Annotated in this window: 21 protein-coding genes; 13 read left to right on the top strand and 8 right to left on the bottom strand. The window is 73.5% G+C overall.

Annotated elements, in window-relative coordinates:
• Position 1: 1 nt before the first annotated feature.
• The gene (locus RM445_RS07765; RefSeq protein ID WP_311555455.1) at positions 2 to 1,696 is read right to left on the bottom strand and encodes a multicopper oxidase family protein; all 1,695 of its coding nucleotides are present in this window, start codon (positions 1,694 to 1,696) and stop codon (positions 2 to 4) included.
• A gap of 272 nt (positions 1,697 to 1,968) precedes the next feature.
• Between RM445_RS07765 and RM445_RS07760 the strand changes: the two genes are divergently transcribed.
• On the top strand, positions 1,969 to 2,769 hold the full coding sequence (locus RM445_RS07760; protein WP_311555454.1) for a Bax inhibitor-1/YccA family protein: 801 nt from the start codon (positions 1,969 to 1,971) through the stop codon (positions 2,767 to 2,769).
• A gap of 89 nt (positions 2,770 to 2,858) precedes the next feature.
• The gene (locus RM445_RS07755; RefSeq protein WP_311555453.1) at positions 2,859 to 3,320 is read left to right on the top strand and encodes a pyridoxamine 5'-phosphate oxidase family protein; all 462 of its coding nucleotides are present in this window, start codon (positions 2,859 to 2,861) and stop codon (positions 3,318 to 3,320) included.
• 27 nt (positions 3,321 to 3,347) lie between these two features.
• Here RM445_RS07755 and RM445_RS07750 read toward each other — a convergent pair whose 3' ends face one another.
• Positions 3,348 to 3,806: a PGPGW domain-containing protein gene (locus RM445_RS07750; RefSeq protein WP_311555452.1), complete on the bottom strand. Its 459-nt coding sequence runs from the start codon at positions 3,804 to 3,806 to the stop codon at positions 3,348 to 3,350.
• Between the two features lie 108 nt (positions 3,807 to 3,914).
• On the opposite strand from RM445_RS07750, the gene RM445_RS07745 reads away from it, so the two are divergent.
• Positions 3,915 to 5,291 (top strand): cystathionine beta-synthase, encoded by a 1,377-nt coding sequence (locus RM445_RS07745; protein ID WP_311555451.1) that lies wholly within the window; start codon positions 3,915 to 3,917, stop codon positions 5,289 to 5,291.
• A 124-nt stretch (positions 5,292 to 5,415) separates the two neighbouring features.
• Entirely contained in the window at positions 5,416 to 6,567 is a 1,152-nt protein-coding gene (locus tag RM445_RS07740) for a cystathionine gamma-synthase (RefSeq protein ID WP_397469254.1), read from the top strand.
• A gap of 6 nt (positions 6,568 to 6,573) precedes the next feature.
• On the opposite strand, the gene RM445_RS07735 is transcribed toward RM445_RS07740, so the two are convergent.
• Entirely contained in the window at positions 6,574 to 8,157 is a 1,584-nt protein-coding gene (locus RM445_RS07735; RefSeq protein ID WP_311555450.1) for a Na+/H+ antiporter, read from the bottom strand.
• Positions 8,158 to 8,181: 24 nt separating this feature from the next.
• Positions 8,182 to 8,406 (bottom strand): hypothetical protein, encoded by a 225-nt coding sequence (locus RM445_RS07730; RefSeq protein ID WP_311555449.1) that lies wholly within the window; start codon positions 8,404 to 8,406, stop codon positions 8,182 to 8,184.
• Between the two features lie 89 nt (positions 8,407 to 8,495).
• Here RM445_RS07730 and ilvA point away from each other — a divergent pair, with 89 nt between their 5' ends.
• Positions 8,496 to 9,746 carry a threonine ammonia-lyase gene (ilvA, locus tag RM445_RS07725; RefSeq protein WP_311555448.1) on the top strand — a complete coding sequence of 417 codons (1,251 nt, stop codon included), beginning with the start codon at positions 8,496 to 8,498 and terminating at the stop codon, positions 9,744 to 9,746.
• 60 nt (positions 9,747 to 9,806) lie between these two features.
• Here the strand turns inward: ilvA and greA are convergent, their stop codons facing one another.
• Positions 9,807 to 10,301 carry a transcription elongation factor GreA gene (greA, locus tag RM445_RS07720; RefSeq protein ID WP_311555447.1) on the bottom strand — a complete coding sequence of 165 codons (495 nt, stop codon included), beginning with the start codon at positions 10,299 to 10,301 and terminating at the stop codon, positions 9,807 to 9,809.
• A 505-nt stretch (positions 10,302 to 10,806) separates the two neighbouring features.
• Here greA and mca point away from each other — a divergent pair.
• Genes mca through RM445_RS07690 form a run of 6 tightly spaced genes read left to right on the top strand, consistent with a single transcriptional unit; the run spans position 10,807 to position 20,700 of the window.
• Complete coding sequence (gene mca / locus RM445_RS07715; protein WP_397469258.1) at positions 10,807 to 11,679, top strand: mycothiol conjugate amidase Mca; 873 nt, start codon at positions 10,807 to 10,809, stop codon at positions 11,677 to 11,679.
• A 53-nt stretch (positions 11,680 to 11,732) separates the two neighbouring features.
• Entirely contained in the window at positions 11,733 to 12,074 is a 342-nt protein-coding gene (locus RM445_RS07710) for a hypothetical protein (protein WP_311555446.1), read from the top strand.
• Positions 12,075 to 12,086: 12 nt separating this feature from the next.
• A complete protein-coding gene (locus tag RM445_RS07705; protein ID WP_311555445.1) occupies positions 12,087 to 14,099 on the top strand; it encodes a thioredoxin domain-containing protein in 2,013 nt (670 codons plus the stop codon).
• A 32-nt stretch (positions 14,100 to 14,131) separates the two neighbouring features.
• Positions 14,132 to 16,729 (top strand): helix-turn-helix transcriptional regulator, encoded by a 2,598-nt coding sequence (locus RM445_RS07700; protein WP_311555444.1) that lies wholly within the window; start codon positions 14,132 to 14,134, stop codon positions 16,727 to 16,729.
• 29 nt (positions 16,730 to 16,758) lie between these two features.
• Complete coding sequence (locus RM445_RS07695; protein ID WP_311555443.1) at positions 16,759 to 19,371, top strand: ATP-binding protein; 2,613 nt, start codon at positions 16,759 to 16,761, stop codon at positions 19,369 to 19,371.
• A 9-nt stretch (positions 19,372 to 19,380) separates the two neighbouring features.
• Positions 19,381 to 20,700 carry an MFS transporter gene (locus tag RM445_RS07690; protein ID WP_311555442.1) on the top strand — a complete coding sequence of 440 codons (1,320 nt, stop codon included), beginning with the start codon at positions 19,381 to 19,383 and terminating at the stop codon, positions 20,698 to 20,700.
• A 539-nt stretch (positions 20,701 to 21,239) separates the two neighbouring features.
• Here RM445_RS07690 and RM445_RS07685 read toward each other — a convergent pair.
• Positions 21,240 to 21,830 (bottom strand): RICIN domain-containing protein, encoded by a 591-nt coding sequence (locus RM445_RS07685; protein WP_311555441.1) that lies wholly within the window; start codon positions 21,828 to 21,830, stop codon positions 21,240 to 21,242.
• Between the two features lie 233 nt (positions 21,831 to 22,063).
• Here RM445_RS07685 and RM445_RS07680 point away from each other — a divergent pair, with 233 nt between their 5' ends.
• Positions 22,064 to 22,684 carry a hypothetical protein gene (locus RM445_RS07680; RefSeq protein ID WP_311555440.1) on the top strand — a complete coding sequence of 207 codons (621 nt, stop codon included), beginning with the start codon at positions 22,064 to 22,066 and terminating at the stop codon, positions 22,682 to 22,684.
• Between the two features lie 19 nt (positions 22,685 to 22,703).
• On the opposite strand, the gene trhA is transcribed toward RM445_RS07680, so the two are convergent.
• Positions 22,704 to 23,333, bottom strand: a complete 630-nt coding sequence (gene trhA, locus RM445_RS07675; protein WP_311555742.1) for a PAQR family membrane homeostasis protein TrhA — start codon at positions 23,331 to 23,333, stop codon at positions 22,704 to 22,706.
• A gap of 141 nt (positions 23,334 to 23,474) precedes the next feature.
• Between trhA and RM445_RS07670 the strand changes: the two genes are divergently transcribed.
• A complete protein-coding gene (locus tag RM445_RS07670; protein ID WP_311555741.1) occupies positions 23,475 to 24,242 on the top strand; it encodes an isoprenyl transferase in 768 nt (255 codons plus the stop codon).
• A 69-nt stretch (positions 24,243 to 24,311) separates the two neighbouring features.
• Here the strand turns inward: RM445_RS07670 and RM445_RS07665 are convergent.
• A partial coding sequence (locus tag RM445_RS07665) for a hypothetical protein (RefSeq protein ID WP_311555439.1) occupies positions 24,312 to 24,587 on the bottom strand: 276 nt, incomplete at its 5' end.

The following is a 24,587-nucleotide window of genomic DNA, read 5'->3' as shown; positions in this document are numbered from 1 at the left end:
CTTACCTCCGCCGACGGGTCGTGGTGGTCGTTGCAGGCCGGGGCGTCGCGGTGGTGGCCGCGGTGGTCGGCACGGCGGTGGGTGTCGCGGTGGGTGTCGCCGGCGTCGACGTGTTCACCACCGGGATGACCGTCACCCCGCCGCCGCCCGCGCCGATCGGACCTGCCGGAGCCGAGGTCATGGGGTCGTTGTCCACGGTGTCCGTGCCCACCCGGAACTGCGTCATCATGTCGTGGTCCTCGTGCGGCAGGTTGTGGCAGTGGATCATGTAGCGGCCGGTCTGGTGGGCGAACTTCGTGATCAGCCGGACGGTCTCGTTCTCTCCGACATAGGCGACGTCCTTGGGGCCCAGCTCGTAGTTGAACGGCGCCTTGCCGTTGCGCGAGAGGATCTTGAAGTCGACCAGGTGGATGTGGGTGGGGTGGAACCAGCCGCCCGACTTGTTGGTGATCTCCCAGATCTGGACCTCGTCGGGCTGCGGGTTGGCCACCACCGTCTGGTAGTTCGACTTGACGATGTCGTCCCAGGTCGTGTTGTTGACCTTCCACGTGCTGTTGCTGCGGTGCAGGTCGAGCTTGACGGTCTTGATGCCGGGAACCTTCGTCTCGTCGAGCAGCATGATCTCGTTCTGCGGGTTCAGCTCCGCCGGCACGTCGTTGTTCGCGGCGTCGAAGGCGTCGGCGGTGACCTCGAACTGCATGACCTTGTCGGTGTTGTCGAAGTCGCGGGAGTTCGGCACACCCAGGTTGCGTAGCTGGATCTTCGTGCCCGGCGCGTACTGCGCGAAGTCGATGACGACCTCGTAGCGCTCGGCCATGCCGACCCGCAGCTGGACGGTGGTCTGCGGCTTGGGCATCAGGCCGCCGTCGGTGGCGATGACCGTCATCGGGGCGCTGTTGCTCAGCTGCAGCCGCAGGCCGCGCGACAGCGACGCGTTGAGGATCCGGAAGCGGTACTTGCGCTTGGCGACCTTCAGGTTCGGCCAGGGCTGACCGTTGACCAGCATGACGTCGCCGTAGAGGCCCGAGTGGCCCTCGTCGTCGTACATGAGGCTGCCGTTGGCCGCGAACATCTTGTCCGCGATCACCATGGGCAGGTCGTGGGAACCCTTCGGGATCGGCAGCCGGTCCTCGAGCTCGTCGCTCATCAGGTACATCGCGGCCAGACCCATGTAGGCGTTCTCGGCCGTGTGGTGCACGCCGTGGTCGTGGTACCAGAGCGTGCGCGACTCCTGGTTGTTCGGGAACTGGTAGGTCTTCGTCTGCCCGACGCGCGTGATGTCGCTGGCGTAGCCGTCGAACTGCGGCTTCGACGCCGACCCGTGCAGGTGGACCGACGTCCAGGCCTCGTAACCCCAGTTCGGGTGCTTGGCAGGCAGTTCGTTGCTCACGGCGATGTTGAGCGGCGTGCCCCGGCGGGCCAAGATCGTGGGCCCCGGCGTGATGCCGTTGTAGCCGAAGATCGGGGTCTGCACGCCGGGGAGGATCACGGCGTTCTGCATCTTCTGCGCGATGGTGATCGTGCCGCCACCGCGCCCGTCGATCACCGGCGGGACCTTGAACGGCAACGTGTAGGGCCTCGGGATCTTGCTCTCCGCGATCTTGGACGCGGTCTTCGCCCGCGCGACGCGCTCGAAGGGCAGGGCGAGAGCCGCGGCACCCAGCGCCGACACCTTCAGCACGTCCCGCCGTGACACGGACAACGACCCCATGGTCTCCCCCATACCGCTGCTTTACTTTCCGACGTCGAGATTCGTCGATCCACGCCCTGCTCAGGAGCCGTTCGTGGGGGGTGGCACCGCCCCCAACTTCGGGGGATGCGGCTCTTCAGGGGGTACTGTCCGGCGCGCGGGCGCCGCTGGAACCCGTGTCGACAACGTGAGTAAAGTCAGCTTTACCGAGCGGGAACGAAGCGGGACGATCCCGCGTTGACCGGTACGGATGCCCACACGCTCCGAGGAGGACCCAGGTGCGCAGCAGTAGCAACCCGGCGTTCCGCAACCTGCCCGCCGGGCAGGGCGGCTACGCCACCTTCGACCGCGGCAGCGGCATGGCCGGCGGCACTGCCGCCTACGCCGACCGCGCTGAGGTCGACTTCGGGCGCGCCGATGCCGGTCAGCGCCCGATCACCGTCGACGACATCGTCACCAAGACCGCGATCACCGCGGGCGCGGCGATCGTCGCGGGCGGGCTCACGGCATGGAGCGGCCTGTACGCGCTGGCGTTGCCGGCTTTCATCGTCGGCTTCGTCGTGTCGCTCATCATCATCTTCAAGCAGAGCAGCAACCCCGCGCTCGTGATGACCTACTCCATCGCGGAGGGCATCGCGCTCGGCGGGATCGCCGGTCTGGTCAACCTCCAGTTCCCGGGCATCGCCTTCCAGGCGCTGATCGGCACCGTCGGTGTGTTCGTCGGGATGCTGGTGGTCTACAAGACCGGCGCCGTGAAGGTCACCCCGCGCTTCACGAAGTGGCTGATGGGCGCCCTGATCGGCGTCGTCGTCCTGATGCTGGCCAACCTGGTCGCCGGGTTCTTCATCCCGGGCGGCATGGGACTGCGCGACGGCGGCCCGCTGGCGATCATCTTCAGCCTCGTCGTGATCGGTGTCGCGGCCTTCAGCCTGCTGATGGACTTCGACATGGCGGACCAGGCGGTGCGCTCCGGCGCGCCGGCGAAGTTCGCCTGGTACATCGCCTTCGGCCTGATGACCACCCTGGTCTGGCTGTACATCGAGATCCTGCGGCTGCTGACGTACCTGCGCCAGGATTGATCGACGTCTGACCCACGAACCGGCGGCCCGGCTTTCCTCGGAAAGCCGGGCCGTCTGTTTTGTCAGGGGTCTGCGCGATGCTCTGGCGCATGGTGTCCTGGAGCGAGGTCGAGAAGTCCGAACCGGAGTTCGCGGCGAAGGTGCGGAGGCTCTTCGACGCGCACAAGCACAAGACGATCGCGACGCTGCGGGCCGACGGTGCGCCGCGGATCAGCGGGATCGAGGCGCAGTTCACCGACGGCGAGCTGACGTTCGGGTCGATGCCGCACGCGCGTAAGGGCGCCGACCTGCACCGCGACCCGCGGTTCGCGCTGCACAGCGCCACCAGCGATCCACCGGACGACGATTCCTCGGGCTGGCCCGGCGAGGCCAAGATCGCGGGGCGGGCGTACTTCGCGGAGGCTCTCGACGGCTCGGACGAGCCGGAGGGGGAGCTGTTCCGGGCGGACGTACACGAGGTGGTGGTCACGGCCCTGAACACCGAGGGCACGGCGCTGGTGGTGGAGTCGTGGCACCCCGGCCGGGGGCTGCGCCGGGTCGAGCGGACGTGACGCGCGCCGGGCGGCGCGCGCCGCCCGTCAGGCCGAGCTCGGTGTACTGGTGGTCGGCTCCGAGCCGGCTTCCCGCTGTGACCGCACCCGCCGGTAGCTGACCACGAGCAGGCCGAGCAGGATCAGCCCGGAGAGGATGAGGCTGCATCCCGTGGGCCACCCGCCGAGGGGAAGGCCGGGCACCACCCACCAGACCACGCCGGCGGCGATCAGCACCACACCGGTGCCGATCGAGAAGACCATCCGCAGCGGCGACGCCACGCTCTCCTCGGCTGCCTTCATCGCGCGCCGCTCCACCGGGTCGACGAACTTCTGCGCAGCCGGGAAGCCGTTGGCCAGCACGAGCAGGCCGGCGAGCACCAGCAGGAGGCCCGGGCCGGGCAGTACGAGCAGCACGACTCCGAGAACGAGCAGCAATCCACCGCCCACACCGCACGCCACCCGCTTGGCCAGACCGGGTCGGGAGGTGTGGCGGCGGGTATCCATATTTCCAAGTTACCCATCGGCGTCGGTATCGACGCGGTATGAGCCGATCCGCAGGTCGAAGACGCGGGCATGTCCGGCCGGCCACGGCCGGAGTGGGACCATGGCCCTATGCGCTACGTCGAGCATGTGGCCGACCTCGTCGGCAACACCCCGCTGGTGCGGCTCGGGCCGGTCGCCTCCGGGATCGCGGCTCCGGTGCTGGCCAAGATCGAGTACTTCAACCCCGGCGGCAGCGTCAAGGACCGCATCGCGCTGCGCATGGTGGAGGCCGCGGAGGCGTCGGGAGAGCTGCGCCCCGGCGGCACCATCGTCGAACCCACCTCGGGCAACACCGGTGTCGGGCTGGCGATCGTGGCTCAGCGCAAGGGGTACCACTGCGTGTTCGTCTGCCCGGACAAGGTCGGCGAGGACAAGCGCAACGTGCTCAAGGCGTACGGCGCCGAGGTCGTGGTCTGTCCCACCGCGGTGGACCCGGACCACCCCGACTCCTACTACCGCACGTCGGACCGGCTGGTCGAGGAGATCGAGGGCGCCTGGAAGCCCAACCAGTACGCGAACCCCGAGAACCCGCAGTCGCACTACCTCGGCACCGGCCCCGAGCTCTGGGAGCAGACCGACGGCCGGATCACGCACTTCGTCGCGGGAATCGGCACTGGCGGCACGATCAGCGGCACCGGGCGCTACCTCAAGGAGGTGTCCGAGGGGCGGGTGCAGGTGATCGGGGCGGACCCGGAGGGCTCGGTGTACTCCGGCGGCACCGGCCGGCCCTACCTCGTCGAGGGCGTGGGGGAGGACTTCTGGCCGACCACCTACGACAAGGAGGTCTGCGACCGGATCGTCGCGGTCTCCGACGCCGACTCGTTCGCCATGACCCGGCGGCTCGCCCGGGAGGAGGCCCTCCTGGTCGGCGGATCGTGCGGGATGGCGACGGTGGCGGCGCTGCAGGTCGCGGCCGAGCTGTCGCCCGACGAGGCCCGCGACGCCGTGGTCGTCGTGCTGCTGCCCGACGGCGGCCGCGGCTACCTCGGCAAGGTCTTCAACGACGCGTGGATGGCCGGGTACGGGTTCCTGCCGCCCGCCCAGGGGGCGACGGTCGGCGACGTGCTGCGCCGTAAGGACGGCGCGATCCCGGCGCTGGTGCACGCCCACCCGAACGAGACGGTCGCCGACGCCGTGCACTACCTGCGCGAGTTCGCCGTGTCGCAGATGCCGGTGGTGCGCGCCGAGCCGCCGGTGATGGCCGCCGAGGTGGCCGGTTCGGTGGTGGAACGCGACCTGCTCGACGCGCTGTTCACTGGCCGCGCACACCTCACGGACCGGCTGGAGCGGCACATGTCCCCGGCACTGCCGACGATCGGCGCGAACGAGCCGCTCGACACCGCGATGTCCGCCTTCGCGGCGGCGGACGCGGCGCTGGTGCTGGTGGACGGGAAGCCCGCGGGTGTCGTGACCCGCTCGGACGTCCTGGCCTTTCTCGGCACCTGAGGTTCGCAGCATGGTGGCTTTGCTGCGGTCCGAGTGCAGCAAAGCCACCATGCTGCATTCCCCGGAGCCCCGCCCGAGGGCGCCGGAGCGGGGCGGGCCGCGCCCGCCGCGTACCGTGGAGATCGTGCGCGGCTTCTCGACGAACGCGATCCATGCAGGGCAGGAGCCCGATCCCACCACCGGTGCCGTGATCACCCCTCTGCACCTGTCGTCCACCTTCGCCCAGGACGGCGTGGGCGTCACGCGGGCGGGCGACTACGAGTACGCCCGCAGCGCGAACCCCACCCGCACCGCCCTGCAGGAGTGTCTCGCCGCCCTGGAGGGTGGCCGGCAAGCCCGCGCGTTCGGCTCCGGGATGGGTGCGAGCGACGTCCTGCTGCGGGTGCTGGTGCGCCCCGGCGATCACCTGGTGATCCCGCACGACGCGTACGGCGGCACGTTCCGGCTGGTCGACAAGGTCCTCGCGCCCTGGGGCGTCGAGTACACGCCGGTCGACCTCGCCGACATCGACGCCCTGCGTGCGGCGCTGCGGCCGACCACCCGCGTCGTCTGGTGCGAGACGCCGACGAACCCGCTGCTGGGCATCGCGGACATCGCGGCGGTCGCCGACGTCACGCGCCAAGCCGGGGCCCGGCTCGTCGTCGACAACACCTTCGCCTCGCCCTACCTGCAGCAGCCGCTCGCGCTCGGCGCGGACGTCGTCCTGCACTCCACCACCAAGTACATCGGCGGACACTCCGACGCCGTCGGTGGTGCACTCGTCACGAGCGACGACGAGCTCGTCGAGCAGCTGACGTTCACCCAGAACGCCGTGGGCTCGGTGCCCGGGCCGTTCGACAACTGGCTCACCCTGCGCGGGGCGAAGACGCTCGCGGTGCGCATGGACCGGCACTGCGACAACGCCGAGCGCGTCGCCGAGATGCTCGTCCGGCACCCGGCCGTGGCGCGCGTGCTCTACCCGGGCCTGCCCGACGACCCTGGCCACGAGGTCGCGGCCAAGCAGATGCGGCGGTTCGGGGGGATGGTGTCGATCATCCTGGCCGGTGGCCGGGAGGCGGCACTGCGCATGTGCGCGGCGACGGAGGTGTTCACCCTCGCCGAGTCGCTCGGCGGCGTCGAGTCGCTGATCGAGCACCCGGGGCAGATGACGCACATGTCGGTGGCGGGCTCCGCGCTCGAGGTGCCCGACTCGCTGGTGCGGCTGTCGGTGGGCATCGAAGACGTCGAGGACCTCATCGAGGACCTGCGCACCGCACTGGACCGCGCCACCGTCTGAGGTTCCTCAGTCGAGCAGCACGGTCCGCAGGTCCAGCCGCATCAGCACGCGGTCCGCGGCCTCCGGGTCGATGCCCGGCTCGCGGCGCGCCGCCAGCACCTCGGTCCGTGCCGCCGCCAGCGCCTCGTTCTGGATGCGCTGCACGACGTCCCGGCCCCGGCGGAGCGCCTCGAGCCGGTCGCGGTCCTCCGCGGTCGGCGGTTCGCCGCGCAACAGCCGCGACAACCCGCCCATCCGCTCGTGCAGCGCCGTCGACACCTCTTCGGGCAGGTCCGCGGCGTGTTCCTCCACGGCCATGCGTTCGAGGGCCGCCTTCCGCGCCCGCCGCGCCACCACCTCCTCGGCGGCGTGCTCCGCGCCGGCGTCCTCGGCCACGCCCAACGCCCGGACCAGCGCCGGCAGCGTGAACCCCGGCAGGAGGAGCGTCGCCACCAGCACCGTGCAGGCGATGACCACCATCTCCGCCCGCGCCGGGAAGGCTGCGCCGCTCGCCGTCGCCTCCGGCAGCGACAGCGCGAGCGCGAGGGTCGCGAGCCCGCGCATCCCGCACCACGTGAGGACCACCGCCTCGCGCTTCGTCCGCGGAGCCGCCGACACGTCGGGGCTCCGGCGCAGCATCGACCACGCACCCACCATCCACAGCGCCCGCACCGCGAACACCACGGCGACGACCACGGCGGCGTGGAGGAGCATCTCGGCGAGGCCCGTCTCCGCGGCCTCGACCGCCAGCCGCAGGTCCAGCCCGATCAGCCCGAACGCGACCCCGGTGACCAGCATCTCGACGACGTCCCAGAACGAGCGCTGCACGAGCCGCTCCTCGGCCTCGTCGGCGTCGCTGGTCGCGCGCATCTGCAGGGCGACGACCACCACTGCGACCACCCCGGAGGCGTGCACTTCCTCGGCGGCGAGGTAGACCGCGAACGGCAGCACGAGGGTGAGCGCGCTGCGCCCCGTGGCGTCGGTGACCCGCGCGGTCACCTGGCGCGCGATCCACGCCACCACGAGCCCGAGGACGACGGCGCCCAGCGCCCCGACGACGAACTGCAGGAGCAGGAGCGGAACGCGCAGCTCGGTGTCCTGCACGGTGGCCAGCACCGCGGCCTGGAAGATCACCAGGGCGGTCGCGTCGTTGAACAGCCCCTCGCTCTGCAGCACCGACAGCAGGCGGCGGGGCATCTGCACCGGGCCGGCGACCGCCTCCACCGCGACCGGGTCCGGCGGCGCGACCATGGCGCCGAGCGCCACCGCGCCGGTGAGTCCCAGACCGGGGACGAGCGCCGCCGCGGTGCCGGCGACGGCCCCGACCGTCAGCGCGACCAGCGCGACGGCGAGGAAGGCGATCGTGCGCCACCGTGCGCGGAAGAGCGCCCACGACGTGCGCTGGGCCGTCGCGAACAGCAGGGGCGGCAGGAACAGCGGAAGGATCAGGTCGGGATCGAGGTCGAATGAGTCGGGCAGGCCGGGGACGAAGGCCACCACGATCCCGAGCACCACCATCAGCGCCGGCCACGGCAGCCGGAGCCGGTCGCCCACACCGACCAGCACGACGGCCGCCAGCATCAGGCCGACGATGAGCAGCAGGATCTCCACCGGAACAGCCTGCCCGAGAAGAGATCAGTCGCGGGCGAACGGGTTCGTGTCGACCGGCTTCGGTGCAGGTGCGGGGTTCGGGACGATGATGTCGCCGGGCGCGATGCAGCCGCCGACCAGCTCGTAGCCCCACGAGCGCACCTCGTAGTGGCCGGGGTCGTCGCACCCCGCCGTCCGGGCGGCGACGACGGCCCCGACGGCCAGCGCGGCTGCCGCCACCAGCGGGGCGATGTCCCGCACACGTGTCATCCGGTCCCCCTGCGGCGCCCGGCGCGCATGCGCGGGCCTCGGACGCCGTCCACCGCTGAGGTTACCGGCCCCGGTGGCAGACTGCGCAGATGACCGTCGCGCACCCGGTCCGGCCCTCCCCGGCACCCCCGGTCGGCCTCGCCGACGTCCGTGCAGCCCGCGAGCTGCTGGCCGGCGTCGTGGGAGGTACCCCAATGGCGAACGCGCGGGCGCTGAGCGAGCTGTGTGCCGGTCCGGTGTACCTGAAGTGCGAGAACCTGCAGCGCACGGGGTCGTTCAAGATCCGTGGTGCGTACACGCGGATCTCCCGGCTCGACCCCGCCGAACGTGCCCGGGGGGTCGTCGCCGCCAGCGCCGGCAACCACGCACAAGGCGTGGCGCTCGCCGCGCACATGCTCGGGGTCACAGCGACGGTGTTCATGCCGGAGCGGGCGGCGCTGCCCAAGGTCGGGGCGACGCGTGGCTACGGCGCAGCCGTGCATCTGGTCGGCACCACCATCGACGAGAGCCTCGTCGAGGCGCGGGCGTTCGCCGAGCGCACCGGCGCGGTGCTCGTGCACCCGTTCGACCACGTCGACGTGATCGCCGGCCAGGGCACGGTCGGGCTCGAGATCGTCGAGCAGTGCCCGGACGTGGCGACGGTGCTGGTCCCGGCCGGTGGGGGCGGCCTGCTCGGTGGTGTCGCCGCGGCCGTGCCGGACGGGGTGCGGGTGGTCGGTGTGCAGGCGGCGGGCGCGGCGGCGTGGCCTCCGTCGCTGGCCGCGCACGCGCCCGTCCCGCTGCAGGCGATGCGCACCCTCGCCGACGGGATCGCGGTCGGGCGGCCCGGTGACGTGACGTTCCCCCAGGTGGCCGCGCTCGTCGACGAGATCGTCACCGTCGACGACGACGCGCTGTCGCGGGCGCTGCTGTACTGCCTCGAACGGGCGAAGTTGCTGGTCGAGCCGGCGGGCGCGGCCGCGGTGGCGGCGCTGCTGGAGCATCCCCGGCGGTTCCCGACGCCCGTGGTCGCCGTGCTCTCCGGCGGCAACGTCGACCCGCTGGTGCTGGGGCACGTGATCCGGCACGGCATGGCCGTCGCCGCCCGCTACGTCGAGCTGCGCATCCGGATCGCGGACCGCCCGGGCGCGCTCGCGGCGCTGCTGGCGCTGATCGGCGCCCAGGGTGCGAACGTGCTGGACGTGGCGCACTCACGGATCTCGGGCGCGCTGCACCTGGGCGAGGTCGACGTCGCGGTGAGCCTGGAGACGCGCGGACCTCAGCACATCGCCGACCTGACCGAGGCGCTGCGCGCCGCGGGCCACGGCCTCGACGTCACCCGGACCGACCCGGGCCTTTGAACGGATCAGGGCCGCGGCGCGCCGACCGGAGTCGGCAGCGCCACGGCCCCGCCACGTATGTCAGCCGGTGAACGGCTCCGCGGTCACCAGGGTGACCTTCATGCTGCCGCCGTCCGGCAACCGGTACTCGCGGGTCTCGCCGATCCGCGCGCCCAGCAGGGCTGCTCCGAGCGGCGAGTGCGGGGAGATGACCTGCAGGTCGCCGTGGGCGCCCTCTTCACGGGAACCGAGGAGGAGCTTCTCGACGTCGCCGGGGTCGTCGTCGTAGTGGATGGTGAGCACCATCCCGGGGGCGGCGGTGTCCGAGGAGGTGGGGGCGACGCCGACCTGGGCGGTGCGCAGCAGCTCCTGCAGCTGGCGGATCCGGGCCTCCTGCTGGCCCTGCTCCTCACGGGCGGCATGGTAGCCACCGTTCTCCTTGAGGTCGCCTTCCTCGCGTCGGGCGTTGATCTCCGCGGCGATGACGGGGCGGTTCGCGATCAGCTCGTCGAGCTCGTGCTTGAGCCGGTCGTAGGCCTCCTGGGTCAGCCAGGTCACCTGCGTGTCCACGGTCATCACTCCTCCAGCGGTCCGGTCGTGCAACCCGCGGGCCCGTGCGGGTCCGTCGGGACGGCAGCCCGACGCGGCGGTACGTGTCGTTGCCCGAGATCGCCAACCGGCCTCGGGGCCCGAGTAAGGAAAAACACGACCCGCCTGCGGGCCGTGTGTGCCTCACCGTAACACGCTGCAATCTCCACGTCGTGCTCTTTCGACGAACGGTCCGGGTCGGCGAAGAGTTCCATCGCACCCATCTCCGCAGGTCAGCGATGATCGACGAGGTATCGGGGGAGCGGGGAAGGCTCGCGAGGGTCGCGCTGTTGCACAGGGATGGACCGAACTGTCGGGGGTCTCTGCGACGATCCCCGGCGAACATCAGAAGGCCGGAGTCGGCCTTCCGCACCGCTGAAACTTGGAAGGACCGCGGCACCCGATGTCGACCTCCGAACTCCTGCGCCCCGATCGCGTCGGTGCCGAGCGCACCGCCGCGGGCGGCTCCCTCGACGAGGGACCGCTGCGCATGATGACCGTGCACGCCCACCCGGACGACGAGTCCAGCAAGGGTGCCGCCACCTGTGCCCGCTACGTCGACGAGGGGCGTGAGGTCGTGGTCGTCACCTGTACGGGCGGCGAGCGCGGCAGCATCCTCAACCCCGCGATGAACAGGCCGGGCGTCCTCGACGACATGCCGGCCATCCGCCGGGCCGAGATGGCCCGCGCCGCCGAGATCCTCGGCGTGTCGCACCGCTGGCTCGGCTACGTCGACTCCGGGTTGCCGGAGGGCGACCCGCTGCCGCCGCTGCCCGAGGGCTGCTTCGCGCTCGGCGACCTCGACGAGCAGGTCGGCACGCTGGTCGCGGTGATCCGCGAGCTGCGCCCGCACGTGCTGGTCACCTACGACGAGCGGGGCGGCTACCCGCACCCGGACCACATCCGCTGCCACGAGATCTCCGTCGCGGCGTTCGACGCCGCGAGCGACCCGGACCGGTACCCCGAAGCGGGCGAGCCGTGGCAGCCGCTGAAGCTCTACTACTCCCACGGGTTCTCCCGCGCCCGCATGGAGGCCTTCCACGCGGCGCTGCTGGAGCGCGGGCTCGAGTCGCCGTACGGGGAGTGGCTGGCGAACTGGTCGTCGGACACCCCGGACCCCGGCGCGCGGGTGACGACGCGGGTGCAGTGCGCCGACTGGTTCCCGGTCCGCGACAAGGCCCTCCTCGCGCACGCCACGCAGATCGACCCCCAGAGCCGCTGGTTCCTCGTGCCGGAAGACCTGCAGCGCGAGGTCTGGCCCACCGAGGACTACGAGCTCGTCCGTTCGCTGGTCGAGTCGTCGCTGCCGGAAGACGACCTGTTCGCCGGGATCGAGGTCCTCGCGCAGGAGCGTCGGGCGAGCTGAGCGGCTGCTCGCCACGGCTCTAGAATCGAGGTGAGCGAGGGGAGGTGGTCACCGTGCTGGTCGATCTCGGATCGGTGCCGGTGGGGCAGACGGTCGGGCTGGTGCTCGCGCAGGACCCGGCGCCACCGCCCGGGAAGGGCGAGGAGTTCGGGAAGGCGTCGCCGGTCGGGCTCGTCGTCCTCGTGGTGCTCTTCCTCGCGACGATCCTGCTCGTCCGGTCGATGAACAAGCATCTCCGGAAGGTGCCGGCGTCCTTCGACGCCACCGCCTCCGACGACGCCGCCGCGGACGCGTCACCGGACGGTCCGGTGGCACCGCCATCGGACGTCGCCGTGACTCCCGCGGCGGGCTCGCGGAGCGGCGACGACCCCCCGGACGGCGCCACGCGCGACTGACAGGCTGGGTCCATGCCGAACCGTCTCGCCGGTGCGACGAGCCCGTACCTCCTGCAGCACGCCGACAACCCCGTGGACTGGTGGGAGTGGTCGGACGAGGCGTTCGAGGAGGCCGCCCGCCGCGACGTCCCCGTGCTCCTGTCGGTCGGCTACGCGGCCTGCCACTGGTGTCACGTCATGGCCCACGAGTCGTTCGAGGACCGCGCGACGGCCGAGCAGATCAACGCCGGCTTCGTCGCCGTCAAGGTCGACCGGGAGGAACGCCCGGACATCGACGCGGTCTACATGGGGGCCACCCAGGCGATGACCGGCCAGGGCGGCTGGCCGATGACCTGCTTCCTCACCCCGGCGGGCGAGCCGTTCCACTGCGGCACCTACTACCCCACGCCGCAGTTCCGCCGGCTGCTCGCGGCCGTCACCGAGACCTGGCGGGACGACGCCGCGCGCGTGCGCAGCGGGGCCGGGCAGATCGCCGCGCGGCTGGCGGACAACGCCACCGCGGTGCTGCCGCCCGCGGGCATCGACACCGACGCGCTCGACGAGGCCGTGCGGACGCTGACAGGTGAGTTCGACCCGGTGCACGGCGGGTTCGGCGGCGCACCGAAGTTCCCGCCGTCCATGATCCTGGAGTTCCTGCTGCGCCATCACGAGCGCACGGGCTCGGCCGACGCGCTGCGCACCGTCGAGGTGACGGCGGGGCGGATGGCCCGCGGCGGCCTGTACGACCAGCTCGCCGGTGGTTTCGCCCGGTACAGCGTCGACGACCGCTGGGTCGTCCCGCACTTCGAGAAGATGCTGTACGACAACGCGCTGCTGCTGCGCGCGTACGCCCACCTCGCCCGCGTGCCGGGACCGCAGCAGCCGCTCGCCCGGCGCGTCGCCGAGGAGACCGCCGCTTTCCTGCTGCGCGACCTGCGCACGCCCGAGGGCGGATTCGCCTCGGCGCTCGACGCCGATACGGACGGGGTCGAGGGCCTGACGTACGCCTGGACGCCCGCGCAGTTCGCCGAGGTTCTCGGCGACGACGGAGACGACGGAGACGACGCAGCATGGGCGGCGGAGCTGCTGGTCGTCACCGTGTCGGGGACTTTCGAGCACGGGAGCTCGACGCTGCAGCTGCCGGTGGACGCGGACGACCCGGCGCGCTGGGAGCGGGTGCGGGCGGCCCTGCTCGCGGCCCGGAACCGCCGTCCGCAGCCCGCACGCGACGACAAGGTCGTCACCGCCTGGAACGGCATGGCCGTGCTCGCGCTCGCCGAGGCCGGCGCCGCACTGGGGCGGCCCGACTGGGTCGCCGCCGCCGACGCGACCGCGGATCTCCTGCTGGAGCGGCACGTCGTCGACGGCCGCGTGCGTCGGTCGTCGCGCGACGGCGTCGTCGGGGCCGCGGCCGGGGTGCTGGACGACCACGCGTTCCTCGCCGAGGCGCTGCTCGCGCTGCACCAGGCCACCGGAGCCGCGCACCGGCTGGAGCAGGCCGTCGAGATTTTGGACCTCACCCTGGCCCGGTTCTCCGCCGACGATGCCGGCTCCTTCTTCGACACCGCGGACGACGCGGAGGCCCTGCTGCACCGGCCACGGGAGATCACCGACAACGCCACCCCGAGCGGGGCCGCCGCGCTCGCCGGAGCCCTGCTGACGGCGTCCGTGCTGGTCGACGACCCCCAGCGGTACCGCGAGGCGGCCGACGAGGCACTGCGGTCGGCGGGCACGCTGGCGCAGCGGTTCCCGCGCTTCGCCGGGCACTGGCTGACGGTGGCGGAGGCCGCGGTGCGCGGGCCCCTGCAGGTCGTGGTGGTGGGCCCGGAGCCGGAACGGGCGGCGCTCGTCGCGCACGCGCGCGCCATCGCCCCCGGGGGCACGGTGGTCGTGGCCGGCGATCCGGACAGTCCGGGCGTGCCGCTGCTGGCGCATCGCCCACTGGTCGGTGGCGCCTCCGCGGCGTACGTGTGCCGCGGGTTCGTCTGCGACCGCCCGGTCACGACCCCGGAGGAGCTGACGGCCGTCTTGGGCCTGCATCCGTGAGATGACCGGCCGCTGCGTGCCATGCTGCGCGTATGCCGGCCGGTCTCCTCGAGCGCCGCGACGACCTGCGCGTGCTGCGTGCCGCGCTGGACCGGGCGCGGTCCGGGAACGGCGGGGCCGCGCTCGTGGCCGGCGAGGCCGGGATCGGCAAGACCAGCCTCGTCCGCCGGTTCGTGGCGGAGCTCCCCGGCGATGTGCGGGTGCTGGTCGGGGTCTGCGACGACCTGCTCGCGCCCCGTGCCCTCGGCGCGCTGCAGGAGGCGGTGGCGGGCACGGGCGGCCCCCTCGAACGGGCGCTCGGCGGTGGTCCGGAGGCGGTGTTCGACGCCGCCGTCGCGCAGCTCCGCTCGCCCCGCCCGACGGTGCTCGTCCTCGACGACGTGCAGTGGGCCGACGACGCCACCCTCGACGTGCTGCGCTACCTCGCGCGGCGCCTCGACGGTCTGCCCGCCCTGCTGGTGCTGACCTACCGTCCCGAGGCCGTGGTGCCCGGGCATCCGTTGGAGCGGTTGCTCGGCGCGCTCTCGGGGACCTCCCCGGCCACGCTGCGGCTCGCCCCGCTGTCGCCGGAGGCGGTCGACGAGCTCGCCCGGCGAGCAGGGCGCGACGGGGCGAGCGTGCACGCCGTCACCGGCGGCAACCCGTTCTTCGCCACCGAGCTGCTGGCCGTCCCGCCGGGGGAGATGCCGACCGGTGTCTCGGACACCGTACTGGCCCGCGTGCGCGCGCTGGAGCCGGAGACGGTCGCCGCCCTGGAACAGCTGTCGGTGGTGCCGACGCTGGTGGACGGTGCCCTGTCCGAGGCGCTGCTGGGCGAGCGGCTGGCGGCGCTGGTCACCGCCGAGGAGCGCGGTGTCGTCGTGCTGCGCGACGGCGGGCTCGCCTTCCGCCACGAGCTGGCCCGCCGCGCCGTCGAGGCGGCGTTGCCGGGCCTGCGCCGCCGCGCGCTCAACGCGCGGGTCGTGCAGGCGCTGCGCGGGGCGAAGGCGCCCGACGTCGAGCGCATCGTGCACCACGCGGTGCAGGCCGGCGACGGTGCGACGATCGTCGAGTTCGCGCCGGGAGCGGCGCGGGCCGCCGCGGCGGCCGGGTCGCACCGCCAGGCGCTGGCCCACCTCGAGGCGGCGGTCGCTCACGCCGACCTGCTGGGTCCCGGCGCGCGGGCCGCGCTCTTCGACGACTGGGCGTGGGAGCTCTACCTCGCCCACCGGTTCGCCGACGCCGTCCGGGCCGGCCGCACCGCGTTGGCGCTGTTGGAGCGGGTCGGCGACGCTCCGTCGCACACCGAGGCTGTCGCCGCCGTGCTCGTGCGGCTCTCGCGGTACCTGTTCATGACCGGCGAGGGCGAGGAGGCCGAGCGGCTCGGCGCGCGTGCCGTGGCGACGCTGGAGTCATCCCCCGCCGGCCCCGCGCTGGCGGCCGCCACGACCTACCACGGCGCGGGCCTCGTCCTGACCGGTCGGTCCGCTGCGGCGCTGCCCGTGCTGGAACGGGCGCGCGAGCTCGCGGACGCGGCGGGGCGACCGGACCTGGCGTCGCTCGTGCTGAACTACCGCGGCCTCGCCCGGGCCGAGGTCGAGGAGGCCGCGGCCGGGGTCGCGGACCTGCAGGCCGCGTTGTCGGTCGCCCTGGCGCACGGCAGCGACGAGTCCGCCGCGCGGGCGTACTGCAACCTGGGGGAGCTGCTGCTGAGCCTGGGCCGGTTCGCCGACGCGGACGAGGTCGTCGCCGCCGGAATCGCTCACGCCGCGGAGCACGACCTGGGCCAGTTCGTCTACCTGATGCGCATCCAGGAACATCGGCTCCAGACCTTCCACGGAGCCTGGGACGAGGCCGAGGCGGGCCTCGCGGCGACGCTGCCGAAGGGCGAGCCGGGCATGTTCGACGCCTTCCACCTGTCGGCGTACGGCCGGCTGCGCGCCCGCCGGGGGCAGCCGGACGCCCGCGAGATCCTCACCCGGGCCTGGGACGCGGCGCGCCGGCAGCGGCTGCCGCTGGCCATCGCGCACTCCGGCCGGGGGCTGGTGGAGTGGTCGTGGCTCAACGGCGATCCCGGCCCGGCCCAGGAGGTGGCCGACGTCCTGCTGCCCCGGATGGACGGCGCAGGCTGGGCCTTCATCCGCGGCGGCCTCCTGCGCCACCTGCGTCGCGCCGGCCTGCCCGCGGAGCCGTTCGACGGGTGCCCGACGGGTTATGCCGCCGGCCTGCGAGCCGACTGGCGGACGGCCGCGACGGCGTGGGAGCGCACCGGCGACGGCTACGAGCGCGCGCTGGAGCTGGTCGACTCGGGTGAGGTCGGGCCGACCACCGAGGGCCTGGTCGTGCTCGACGAGCTGCGCGCCGTGCCGGCGGCCGACCTCGCCCGCCGCCGGCTGCGTGCGCTCGGCGCGACGCGGCTGCCGCGCCGCAGCTCGCCGGTCCGGCGGCCCAACCCCGCGGGTCTCACCGAGCGCCAGCTCGACGTCCTCGAGCTTCTCGCCGAGGGCGCCACGAACGCCGAGATCGCCGATCGGTTGCACCTCTCGGTCCGCACCGTCGACCACCACGTCGGCGGCATCTTCAGTCGCCTGGGCACCCGATCCCGGCGCGACGCCGCGGCGGTGCACCGGACCTGGGCCGATCCAGCCTGAGGTGGCCGCCCGTGTGCCACGATGCCGCGATGGCCGGGGCCCTGCTGGAACGGGAGGCGTCCCTCGCGGAGCTGCTCCGTGCGGTCGCGGCTGCCCGCGCAGGTCGCGGCTCGGTGGTACTGCTCGGTGGCGAGGCCGGGATGGGCAAGACCAGCCTGGTTCGCGCTTTCGCCGCGGCCGCCGCCCGGGCGGACCGCGCGCCGCGCATCCTGGTCGGCGCCTGCGACGACCTGCACACCCGCCGCCCGCTCGGCCCGCTCCGCGATGCCGCGCGCGACACCGGCGGGCCGCTGGAGCGAGCTCTGCGGGCGGACGACCCCGGGGCGGCGTTCCGGGCCGCGGTCGCCGAGCTGGCGCTTCCGCCGGCCACGGTGCTGGTCGTGGAGGACGTCCACTGGGTCGACGACGCGAGCCTGGACGTCCTGCGGCACGTGGCGCGCCGCATCGCCGACATCCCGGGCGTCCTCGTGCTGACGTTCCGGGCGGACGAGGTCGGTCCGACGCACCCGCTGCGCGCGCTGCTCGGCGAGCTCGTCGGCCGGCCCGTGCACCGTCTCCGGCTCGCGCCGCTGTCGCCCGCCGCGGTGGCGGCCCTGGCCGGGGACGAGGGGGCGGCTCTGCACGCCCTCACCGGCGGGAACCCGTTCTTCGTCACCGAGGCGCTCGCCGCACCTACGGGCGTGGTGCCCCGGACGGTGGCCGACGCCGTGGCGGCCCGGCTGGGAGCACTGAGCCCGCCGTGCCGCGCGGCCTGTGAGCAGCTCTCGGTGGTGCCGACGCGGGTCGACCTGGACCTGGCCGGGCGGCTGCTGGGGCACGGCGACCTCGCCGTGCTCGACGAGGCCGAGGAGCGCGGCATCCTGGAGCTGCGCGGGAACGGGCTGGCGTTCCGGCACGAGCTGGCCCGCCGGTCGGTCGAGGCGGCCCTGCCGGCACTGCGGCGCCGGCTGCTCAACCGCGCGGTCGTGACCGCCCTCCGGGCCCGCCGGCACCACGATCCCGATCGGCTCGTGCACCACGCGCTCGAGGCGGACGACGGCGGGACCGTCGCGGAGTTCGCGCCGGCGGCGGGCCGCGAGGCCGCACGGTTGGGCGCGCACCGGCAAGCGTTGGCGCACTTCGAGGTGGCCCACCGCCACGTCGCGCTGCTCGACCCGCCGGAGCGCGCCCGCCTGCTCGACGACTACGCATGGGAGCTCTACAACGCGCGGCGCTTCGGCGAGGCGGTCGACCGGGCCCGCGACGCCGTGCGGCAGCACGAGATGCTCGACGACCGGATCGCCGGAAGCAGGATCGGGTGGGGTGAGGCGCTGGTGCGGCTGTCCCGCCACCTCTACATGGCGGGCGACACGGACGGGGCGCAGCGCGAGGTCGACCGGGCTGTCGCGGTGCTGGACGCCGCCGGGGCCCCGCCCGCTGCGCGCGCCGCTGCGCTGGGTGCGCGCGGATCGCTGCTCGCCCTGACCGAACGTCCCGACGCCGCCCTCGAGGTGCTCGACCGGGCGCGGGAGCTGGCCGCGACGGCCGGGCGGACCGACCTCGTCGCGCTCTGCCTGAACTACCGCGGCGTCGCGCGCTGCGACCGCGACGGTGAGCCGGGCCTCGACGACCTGCGCGCCAGCCTGGCGCTGGCTCGCACCCACGACGACGGCGAGGCGACCGCACGCGCCTACACCAACCTCGCCGAGCCGCTCTACCGGCTCGGCCACCTCGACGAGCTCGCCGGATGCGTCGAGGCCGGGCTGGAGTTCACCCGCGAGCGCGGGTTCTGGTCCCACGCCTACAACCTCGACGTGCACCGCTGCCTGCTGCTGATGCGCCGGGGGCGGTGGAACGAGGCGCAGGAGGGCCTGCGCGACCTCGCCGCCGAGGGCGACGTCGGGATGCTCTACGTCTACAGCGTCCCCGCGCACGCCCGGCTGCTCGCCCGCCGCGGTGACGCGCGTGCGGATCCGCTGCTGGACGAGGCCTGGCAGCGGGCGCGGGCGCAACGCTCGCTTCTCGGGCTCACCCTCACCGGCGTCGCCGTGGCCGAGCTGGCCTGGCTCACCGGGCGTCCGGAGCGCGCCGCCGAGGTGGCGGCCGAGCTGCTCCCGCGGCACGGTGGCGGCGCCGCGGCCGTCCGCGGTGAGGTGGCGCGCTATCTGGCCCGGGCCGGGCTGCCGGTCGACGCCGGGACCTTCCCCGAGCCGTGGGCGAGCGGGCTGCGTGGCGACTGGCGGGCCGCCGCGGCCGCGTGGGAGCGGATCGGCGACCCCTACGAGCAGGGTCTCGAGCTGGGCCTGTCCGGCGAGGTCGAGCCGGCGCTGCGCGGCCTGCGACTGCTCGAGGACCTGGGTGCGACGCCGGCTGCGGCCATCGTCCGCGCCCGGCTGGCCGACCTCGGCGTCACCCGCGTGCCCCGGCGGGCCGCGGCGGCGACCCGTGCCCACCCCGCAGGCCTCACCGCGCGCCAGGTCGAGGTCCTCGACCTCGTCGCCGCCGGGCTGTCCAACGCCGAGATCGCCGCCCGTCTCGTGGTCTCCGTGCGGACGGTCGAGAACCACGTGGCCGCCGTGCTGGACAAGCTCGGGGTCCGGACGCGCCGCGAGGTGCGTCAATGGGTAGCCGTTACGGATTACGGGGCTTCCGACCGCCCGTAGAACGGCCCCATGACCGTTTCGGCCACCGCCGCCCCGCCCGTTCCCGTCCCGCGTCGGAAGTTCTTCGCCGGGCGCTCCGCAACCTTGCTGTCCACCGCGTCCGACGAGGCGTCGACGTCGCTGCTCCCGGCGCTGCTGTCGGTGACGCTGGGCTCGTCCCCGATCGCTCTCGGGCTGGTGGAGGGCCTCGCGAGCGCGGCCGACGGGGTGGCGCGGCTGGGCGGCGGGGCGCTGAGCGAGGACCCACGCCGACGAGGCTGGATCAGCGCGGGGAGCTATGTGGTGATGACCGCGCTCACCGGGCTGATCGCGGTCGCCACCTCGAGCCTGCAGGTCGGGGCGCTGCGGGCCGGGACGGCGACGGCGCGCGGTCTGCGCTCGCCGCAACGCTACGCCGCCGTGCCCGAGCGGGCCGGTTCCGCCGGTTACGGGCGCGCCTTCGGTCTCGAACGCGGCCTGCACCACCTCGCCTCCGTCGGTGGCCCGCTGCTGGCCTTCGCCGGGCTCGCGGTGTTCGGGGTGCGGGGCGCCCTGCTCGTCGCGGTGGTGCCGGGCGTCGTGGCCGCCGTGCTCGGTGTGCGCATGCTGCGCGCCCGACCCCCGGCGCCGCCTGCCAAGAGCCCGGTGCGGCTGCGGGTGCGCCCGGTCTACCGTGGCGCGCTCGGCCGGCTGATGACCGGCATCACGCTTTTCGAAGCCGTGAACTTCGCGGCCGTGCTGCTCATCCTGCGGGCCACCACTCTGCTGCAGCGCCAGGACCTCCCGCTCAGCCCCGCCGCCGTCGCCGTGCTGCTCTACCTGTTCTGGCGGCTGGCGGCGGCGGGCGCCGCCCCGCTGTCCGGCCGGTTGGTCGACCGGTTCGGGCCCGTGCGCGTCATGACGGCGGGTGTGGCGGCGCTGCTCGGCGCCTACGCGGGATTCGCCTTCGCGGAGGGGACCGTCCCCCAGCTCGTGGCCTGCTTCGTCGCGGCCGGGGCCGCGAGCGGCGCGATCGAGGCGGCCGAGCACGTCGGTGTGGCCCTGTACGCGCCGGTCGACCTGCGGTACTCGGCGTTCGGAACGCTCTCGGCGGTGCGCAGCTTCGGTCGGCTCACCGCCACGGTCGGTGCGACGGTGGTGTGGACGGCGCTCGGACCGCAGTGGGGTCTCCTGCTGGCCGCCCCGTTCATGGCCGCCGCCGTCGGGGTGATGGCGCTGCGCGGACCGTTGACCGGGCTGTCGATCCCCCCTCGGCTGCGGGCCCTGGTGCGCCTCGCGCTCGTCGCCCTGCTGCCGGTCGCCGTCGCCGCGCTGCTGGTCGCCCTCGGCCTGCTGCGTGTCTACCCGTGAGGGTCAGCGTGGTCGGGCCGGTCCGGCGACCGGCGGCCGGCCGGTCTCGGCCGACACCCCGATCCGGGGGAGCAGCTGCGCCGCCATCGCGCTGAGGACCCGCCACGAGATCTCGGGGTCCGACTCGACCAGCCGGCGGAAGTCCCACGAAGTGACGGTCAGGCAGCGCAGGTCCGTCGCCGCGGTGCGGGCGGTGCGGGCGGTGCCGGCGACCAGGGCGATGTCCTCGAAGTGCTCGCCGGGTCCGAGCCAGGTCGCGGTGACGCGGGGCGCGCCCGGCCGCTCGAGCCAGACGACCGTGTCCGGCCCGAGCTACGCCGTCGCTCCCGCAGGCCCGATCCGGCGGGCGACGTGGTTGGCCAGTCCCGCCAGGCGCCGGCGGGCGGCGTCCTCCCGGGCTTGCGGGGCGAGCCGCCCGGAGCGGCGACGGCGGCCGGTACGGCGGTGCCGATCCGCACCGGCTCCCGGACGCCGCCGAGCGTCCGCAACCACTCCAGGGTCGGCAACGCTGCGCGCCGACGCTACGAGCGGATGCGTGGTCAGGCGCCGCCGACCCCGAACGTCTTCGGCAGCACTCCCACGAGCTGCGCGGTCCGGCGCTGCCGGGCGGCCGGGTCGGTGCGGTCGGGGAACTGCGCCTGGACGAGGCGGCCGCCCACGAGTTCGACCTTCAGCCTGCTGCCGAGGTTCTCCATGTTGTTGAACGCCGCGTTCCCGAGGAACCGCCACGCCTGGCTGTCCGAGCCGTCGCAGGGCGCCAGCACGAGCGGCGCGCCTTCCGCGGTGGAGCCGCCCTGCACCCCGAGGCAGAGTCGGCCGGGGCCGGTGGCGCCGGTCGTGGGGGTGTGCACCAGCGTGAACGCTCCGCGCCCCTGCCGGGCGCTCTCGCTGCGCCAGGTCTGCTCGACGGGGCTCGCGTCGGCGACACCGGTGCGGGCGACCTGGCGCACCGACGCGCCGTCAGCGCTGCGGTCAGGCGCCAGGACGGTCTTCACGCCGCCGGACTGGCTGACGAACACCCGGTCCCGGACGTCGGCATGTGCGGGGCTCGCCGTGATGAGCAGGCCGAGGACCGCTGACGAGCTCAGGACGGTGGCGGCCAGCCCACGGCGCAGGGCGGAGCGGGGCATGAGGGTGCCTCTCGGTAGGTGAAGGGGACGGGCAGGGGGGCAGTGCCCGACCCGCCCGGGTTGATGGCAGGAGAAATGCTGTCCGCGCGGCTGCGAGCCGACATCGGTGACCGCTACCCATCCATGTCCCCGCCCGACGGCCGGCATCCGTGGTGCGTTCGCCTCCAACGAACGCGCTACTGCATCGTCCGTAGCAGTGTAAGTTCGTAATCACTGAGCTTGAGGAGGCGGAGATGACCGGACGGATGCATGGACGCTGGCAGGGACCGGGCGGGGGACGCGGTGGTCGCGGGCCCGGTCGGGGTGGCTGGCAGCAGGCGGACCTGCCGCCTGCCACCGATGCCGTGGCGTGGCTGTCGGGACGACTGCCGGACGGCTGGTTCGTCGGTGCCCCCGAGGTGACCGTCGACCGCGAGGAGATCGTGATCGTCGGCGAGCTGCCGGCGCTGGAGGGCGAGTTTGCCGACACGGAGACGGGGCGGGCCGACCGGGCCGCCGCGGCTGCGGGCCGGATCTCGCGCTTCCGGGAGACCACCCGCGACGAGCGCATCGAGATCGCCCGTCAGGCCGAGCACCGCTACCAGCGCAAGGTCGCCTGGGGTGCACGGCTGGGCGAGCAGGTCGAGCTGTTCACGGTCGCGTCGGTGCCGGTCATGACGCGTCTCCGGCAGCCCGAGCGGATCGTGCTCGACACGCTGGTCGACTCCGGCGTCGCGCGCTCCCGCTCGGACGCGCTGGCGTGGGCGGTGCGGCTCGTCGGGGAGCACGCCGACGAGTGGCTGACCGAGCTGCGGGCGGCGATGGCGAAGGTGGACGACCTGCGGGCGAAGGGCCCGACGGGCGACGACGCCTGACGCGCGTCCCGTGGACCGGCTAGCCCGGGAACAGGGCCAGCCAGATCGCGACGTGATGGCAGATCGCGGCCAGCACCGTCGCGGCGTGGAAGAACTCGTGGTAGCCGAAGGTGTTCGGCCAGGGGTCGGGGCGGCGGATCGCGTACATGACCCCCCCCACCGTGTAGAGGGCACCGCCGACGAGCAGCAGCACGAGCGCGGCGACCCCCGCGTTGTGCAGGAGGTCCGGCAGCACGAAGGCCGCGACCCAGCCCAGCGCGACGTAGATCGGCACTCCCACCCAGGCGGGCGCGTACGGCCACAGCGTCTTGAGCAGGACGCCGGCCAGCGCGCCCGCCCAGACCACGGTGAGCACCCACTCGGCCGTGGGCCGGTCCATCGCCAGCACCGCCAGCGGTGTGTACGACCCCGCGATGAACAGGAAGATCATCGAGTGGTCCAGGCGGCGCATCACCACCCTGCTGCGTGGTGACCGCCAGGTGTGGCGGTGATAGAGCGCGCTGATGCCGAACAGCCCCAGGACAGTGACGCTGTACACGGCCGTCGCGGCCGCCGCGACGCCTCCCACCAGCGCCGCCGACACCGCGATCAGCGTGGCGCAGGCCGCGATCGACGCGGCGAACGACCAGAAGTGCAACCACCCCCGCATCCGGGGCTTCGGCAGTACCGGGAACGGAGTGCTCCCCGTCGTCTCACCGGTCGTCACGCAACCGACATTACGGCACCGGTGACGCGCCGTCGGGCGGTCCGGTGGTCGCTGCCACGCGGCGTACGCTGATCGCCCGTGGGCGTGCGGGACCTGCTGTACTCGGTGTACGAGCGCAGGATCAGCCGACAGCTCACCGCGCCCGACGTCCTGCGCCCGCGCCACGTCGCCCTCATGCTCGACGGCAATCGGCGCTGGGCCCGCGAGGAGGGGTTCCGCGACGTCAACACCGGCCATCGCGTCGGCGCGGCGAAGATCGCGGACCTGCTGGGCTGGTGCGACGAGGCGGGCGTCGAGGTCGTGACGTTGTTCCTGCTGTCGACCGACAACCTGAGCCGCCCTGCGGACGAGCTCTACCCGCTGCTCGAGATCATCGCCGACGTCGTCGACGAGCTGAGTGCACCCGGCGCGCCGTGGCGACTGCGGGTGGTGGGCGCGCTGGACCTCCTGCCGCAGGCGATGGCACACCGGCTGTCCACCGCGGCGGCCCGCACCCAGGATCGCTCGGGCATGCAGTTGAACGTGGCGGTCGGCTACGGCGGACGGCAGGAGATCGCGGACGCGGTGCGCAAACTGCTGCTGCAGCACGCCGAGACCGGGACGTCGATCGAGGAATTGGCCGAGGTGCTCGACGTCGACCACATCGCGGCGCACCTGTACACATCCGGCCAGCCCGATCCCGACCTCGTCATCCGGACCTCGGGAGAGCAGCGCTTGTCGGGATTCCTGCTGTGGCAGTCGGCGCACTCGGAGTTCTGGTTCTGCGAGGCGTACTGGCCGGAATTCCGGAAGGTGGACTTCCTGCGCGCCTTGCGCGACTACGCCGCGCGCCACCGCCGGTTCGGCTCCTAAGGCGGGTCGGGAAATGCAGAAAGGGCCCGGACCGTGAGGTCCGAGCCCTTTCTCAGGTGCCGGTGAAGATCAGCGGCGGTGGTGCGACTGGTTGAACGAGTCCTCGATCTCGGTCACGTCGACCTCGCGGGTCGTGTTGTTCGAGTTCGAGTCGATGACGTCCTCGACGTTCACGTTGTTGCAGTTGAGGGCGTTGGTCTGCACGGGGGCGTTGACGACCGCTCCGGTGATGAGGCCGGCGAGGCTGCCGAGCAGGCTGCTGCCGCCGTCGAGCATCTGCGACGTCTCACCGGTCGTGTTGCCGAAGGCGCAGTCGTTGGTGAGGTTGCCCTCCGTGGTGTCCGC

It is taken from the genome of Pseudonocardia charpentierae (assembly GCF_031845345.1).
In the GTDB taxonomy this organism is placed as follows: domain Bacteria; phylum Actinomycetota; class Actinomycetes; order Mycobacteriales; family Pseudonocardiaceae; genus Pseudonocardia; species Pseudonocardia charpentierae.
The sequence above is the reverse complement of the archived record's forward strand: the minus strand, read 5'-3'. Positions and strand labels throughout refer to the sequence as shown.

Excerpts from the sequence above, each read along its gene's own strand:
- RM445_RS07680 (WP_311555440.1), top strand. The coding sequence starts at position 22,064 with ATGACCGGACGGATGCATGGACGCTGGCAGGGACCGGGCGGGGGACGC.
- RM445_RS07685 (WP_311555441.1), bottom strand. The coding sequence starts at position 21,830 with ATGCCCCGCTCCGCCCTGCGCCGTGGGCTGGCCGCCACCGTCCTGAGC.
- mca (WP_397469258.1), top strand. The coding sequence starts at position 10,807 with ATGACCGTGCACGCCCACCCGGACGACGAGTCCAGCAAGGGTGCCGCC.
- RM445_RS07755 (WP_311555453.1), top strand. The coding sequence starts at position 2,859 with ATGGTGTCCTGGAGCGAGGTCGAGAAGTCCGAACCGGAGTTCGCGGCG.
- RM445_RS07750 (WP_311555452.1), bottom strand. The coding sequence starts at position 3,806 with ATGGATACCCGCCGCCACACCTCCCGACCCGGTCTGGCCAAGCGGGTG.
- RM445_RS07745 (WP_311555451.1), top strand. The coding sequence starts at position 3,915 with ATGCGCTACGTCGAGCATGTGGCCGACCTCGTCGGCAACACCCCGCTG.
- greA (WP_311555447.1), bottom strand. The coding sequence starts at position 10,301 with ATGACCGTGGACACGCAGGTGACCTGGCTGACCCAGGAGGCCTACGAC.
- RM445_RS07705 (WP_311555445.1), top strand. The coding sequence starts at position 12,087 with ATGCCGAACCGTCTCGCCGGTGCGACGAGCCCGTACCTCCTGCAGCAC.
- trhA (WP_311555742.1), bottom strand. The coding sequence starts at position 23,333 with ATGCGGGGGTGGTTGCACTTCTGGTCGTTCGCCGCGTCGATCGCGGCC.
- ilvA (WP_311555448.1), top strand. The coding sequence starts at position 8,496 with ATGACCGTCGCGCACCCGGTCCGGCCCTCCCCGGCACCCCCGGTCGGC.
- RM445_RS07700 (WP_311555444.1), top strand. The coding sequence starts at position 14,132 with ATGCCGGCCGGTCTCCTCGAGCGCCGCGACGACCTGCGCGTGCTGCGT.
- RM445_RS07690 (WP_311555442.1), top strand. The coding sequence starts at position 19,381 with ATGACCGTTTCGGCCACCGCCGCCCCGCCCGTTCCCGTCCCGCGTCGG.
- RM445_RS07695 (WP_311555443.1), top strand. The coding sequence starts at position 16,759 with ATGGCCGGGGCCCTGCTGGAACGGGAGGCGTCCCTCGCGGAGCTGCTC.
- RM445_RS07730 (WP_311555449.1), bottom strand. The coding sequence starts at position 8,406 with ATGACACGTGTGCGGGACATCGCCCCGCTGGTGGCGGCAGCCGCGCTG.